At 37.4% G+C, this 3,567-nt stretch carries 4 protein-coding genes; all 4 read right to left on the bottom strand.

Annotation, left to right across the window (positions count from 1 at the left end):
• The coding region (locus tag AC6F75_RS12080; RefSeq protein ID WP_500715285.1) for a 3-hydroxyacyl-CoA dehydrogenase NAD-binding domain-containing protein at positions 1 to 1,042 on the bottom strand (1,042 nt) is incomplete at its 3' end.
• Between the two features lie 55 nt (positions 1,043 to 1,097).
• On the bottom strand, positions 1,098 to 1,463 hold the full coding sequence (locus AC6F75_RS12075) for a four helix bundle protein (RefSeq protein ID WP_500715283.1): 366 nt from the start codon (positions 1,461 to 1,463) through the stop codon (positions 1,098 to 1,100).
• A 103-nt stretch (positions 1,464 to 1,566) separates the two neighbouring features.
• Positions 1,567 to 2,349 carry an enoyl-CoA hydratase-related protein gene (locus AC6F75_RS12070; RefSeq protein WP_500715281.1) on the bottom strand — a complete coding sequence of 261 codons (783 nt, stop codon included), beginning with the start codon at positions 2,347 to 2,349 and terminating at the stop codon, positions 1,567 to 1,569.
• 22 nt (positions 2,350 to 2,371) lie between these two features.
• On the bottom strand, positions 2,372 to 3,567 hold a 1,196-nt coding region (locus AC6F75_RS12065; RefSeq protein WP_500715279.1), incomplete at its 5' end, for a DUF8612 domain-containing protein.

The raw sequence follows: 3,567 nt of genomic DNA, 5'->3' as shown, positions 1-3,567 counted from the left end.
TGCTTTTTTCGTTTGCCCAGGCGAGTAATCCTTTTGGGTAATTGACTCCTTTGGTCATTGCCAAGTCAATATCTTTGGCGGAAGCGATGTTTAAAAACAGGGCATCGGCGGCTTCGTTGATGAGCATAACCAGAATGCGTTCAAATATCTCTTTTCCTAATTTTTGGTCCTTATTAGGTTCGGGATTTGTAGCGTCTTCAGCGTAATTATAGTAACCCCTTCCAGATTTTCTGCCTAAATAGCCTGCTTCGGCAAAGCGTTTTTGGGTAAATGCTGGTTTGTATCTTGGGTCGAAATAGAAGGCTGTGAAAACAGTTTCGGTCACGGTATAATTGACGTCGTTGCCAATAAAATCCATCAGCTCAAAAGGTCCCATTCTAAAACCGCCTATTTCTTTCATTGCCCAGTCAATGGTGGCAAAATTGGATATTCCTTCTTCATAAATGCGCAGTGCTTCACCATAAAACGGACGTGCCACGCGGTTAACGATAAAGCCGGGCGTGTCTTTTGCCAAAACACCTATTTTTTTCCAGTCTTCAATAATTTTCACCACTTTATTTTTCACTTCCTCGGATGTTTGAATCGCCGGAATGATCTCCACCAAAGGCATTAAAGGCGCGGGGTTGAAAAAATGGATTCCGATAAATCGCTCCGGTTTTTTTAGGGATGCTGCTAGTGAAGCGATGGAAAGTGACGAGGTGTTTGAGGCGATAATGGCATCATCAGACTGGTAACTTTCCAGTTCAGCGAACACTTTTTGTTTGATTTCGGCATTTTCGATGATGGCTTCGATGGTTAAATCGGCATCTGAAAGGTCTTTTAAGCTCCCTATATATGAAATGTTGTTTTGAATGCGGGATTTTTCTACGTCATCTATTTTTCCTTTTTCTACCAAACGGCTGAGCACTTTTTCCAAAGCAACTTTGCTTTTATCTAAGGCTTGTTGATTGGTGTCATAAAGTTTAACTGAACAGCCTGCTGTGGCAGCTACTTGTGCGATGCCGCTGCCCATTGTTCCACTTCCTATTATTGCTATGTTCATGATTATTTACAATTTTTCATTTCAAATTTGTTATTTCAAATTTGAGGGTTGTAACCTATACTATTTTATTATTCCTTTTTGATGTTGATACACTTTTTGAAAAAATTAAAACCAACTCTGTTGCTTCTTTTAGCAATATTTCTATGAATTCTTTTGTTTCGTAAAAATCCGTACCCATTTGAATTTTTAAATTGGTTTTAGACTCTCGCAACTCTTTAAGACAAATCTGCATTTTATGAATGTAATCTCTATGAGATTCGCCAGCTCTAGCTTCTGAGTAATTCAAAGGCGGGCTTGTCGCCGAACGTATCAACTGTCCATTCATATGGTCTGAAGCATAAGACTTTTTGGCCATTGATGTTAATTTGACACAATCAATTGCAAACTTTATTAAGCGATTTTCTAATTCATCAGCAGTCATAGTTATTTCAAATTTTTCATTTCAAATTTGTTATTTCAAATTTTTCATTTCAAATCTAATATTTCAAATTTGAGATTTGAGATTACAAATTTGAATTTTGAAATCATTTACCTGTAAATGTAGGTTTTCTCTTTTCTATAAACGCGTTTACGCCCTCGTTGTAATCATCGGTTTGTGCGGCTTCTATCTGGTATTTTGATTCCAATGCCAATTGCTCTTCCAGGTTGTTTTGCATTGAGGCATTCAGTGCTTTTTTAGTCAATGCCAAACCGTGGGTGGGCATTTTTGAAAGGGTTTCGGCTATTTTTTCAGCTTCTTCCATAAAGGTTTCTGACGGAAACACTTTGTAAATCATGCCCAGTTTTTCAGCTTCTTCTGCTGAAACTTTATCGCCCAACATCATTAAAGCCGAAGCTTTTTGGAAACCAATCAATCGCGGCAAAAAGAACGTCCCCGCACTATCGGGAATCAACCCAATTTTGCTAAACGCCTGAATAAATGCCGCAGCTTCTGAAGCAACCACCACATCACAAGCCAATGCTATATTGGCTCCGGCTCCTGCAGCAACACCGTTAACGGCTGCTACAACGGGTTTTTCTATATTTCGGATACGGGAAATAATGGGATTGTAATGTTCCTCCAGTATGGCTTTGAAACCCGGGTTTAACTCGGGGCTGGTGACTTCTTTTAAATCCTGGCCGGCACAGAATGCCTTGCCACTTCCGGTGAGAAGGATGGCGCGTACTTGTTCGTTTGCTGCACAATCATCCAATGCTTTTTGCAATGCCAGAGCCATCTCGCGATTGAAGCTGTTGAATACTTCCGGGCGGTTGAGGGTGATGATGGCGAGGTTATTTTTTATTTGGGTGGTAATTGAATTTGTCATATACTATTTTGGGATTATTTGTTTAACGTATCATTCCTCCCCAAACCATACTTTCAAAATCTTGACTGTTAAAGTGTCGTGCGATTACATAGCCATTCTTAACCTCAACATTTTTTGCCATTCGCATCATTTTGGTATAGTCATTTTCGTAAGGGGTTTCTTTTACTTCAAAAGCAACTTTTTTGTCTAAGATAAAATCGATTTCATTTCCGTTTTTCATTTGGTAATAGCTTATTTCCCCATAATGCTTGAGTTGATTAAAAACCGAATTTTCAAATTTTGCACCGCTTGATAATTCTGTTAGTGAAGCTGCAATACCGGTGTCAGAAAAATAGACTTTTTTTGCTTTTACTATTTCTTTGTCAGGATTCATAGAATACACAGGTATGGTGTTTATCAAATAGCTGCTTTCCAGCAAATATAGGTAATTCTCTACCGTGGGGCGAGACAAACGGGTCGTATTTGCCAATTTTGATATGTCCAGTTTTGAACCAATTCTGCTTGCGAGAAGCCTAATCAATTTTTCGATTTCCTCTGTTTTTCTAATGTCTGAAAGTTGTAATATGTCTATATTGATATAGGAACTTATAATGTCCTGAAGAACATCTTTTTTGTCTTCCGCATTTTTTGCAATGACAACTTGTGGAAAACCGCCGTAAGCAATATACAACTCATAATAAGATTTAAGGCGCTCATACTCATTTAAATTATTCTTCAGACTTTTAATGTCTTTTAATGGTTTATAAGGCACTCCATTAAAAGTTAAAAATTCTCCGAAGTCTAAAGGGTATATCTCAAAAATCTTTTTTCGTCCTGCCATAGATTCTTGAAACTTGTTTTTTATGTAATATGAGCTTGACCCGGTAACTATAAATTTGATATTATAATGGTCATATAAATATTTGATTACGCTGGGTAGATTTGGCACCAATTGGATTTCATCTAAAACGATGAGTACTTTTTTAGAAAAATCTACTCCTTGTTGTTCTAAAGCCAGTACTATCGTGTCATAATTTTCCTGTTGAAACAACTTTCTGTAATCCAGACGTTCTAAATCAAAAAACAGCTTCTGTTTTTCTTTTGAAATATTCATCAACTCCTTTATCAAAGTAGTTTTGCCGGTGCGACGCATTCCGGTAAGCACTGTTACCTCCTTTTTATTTAGATGACTTTCTAAATTAGAAAATATTTTACGTTGATGTATCACTTTAAAACTTT

The organism is Planktosalinus sp. (assembly GCF_059864935.1).
The sequence above is the reverse complement of the archived record's forward strand: the minus strand, read 5'-3'. Positions and strand labels throughout refer to the sequence as shown.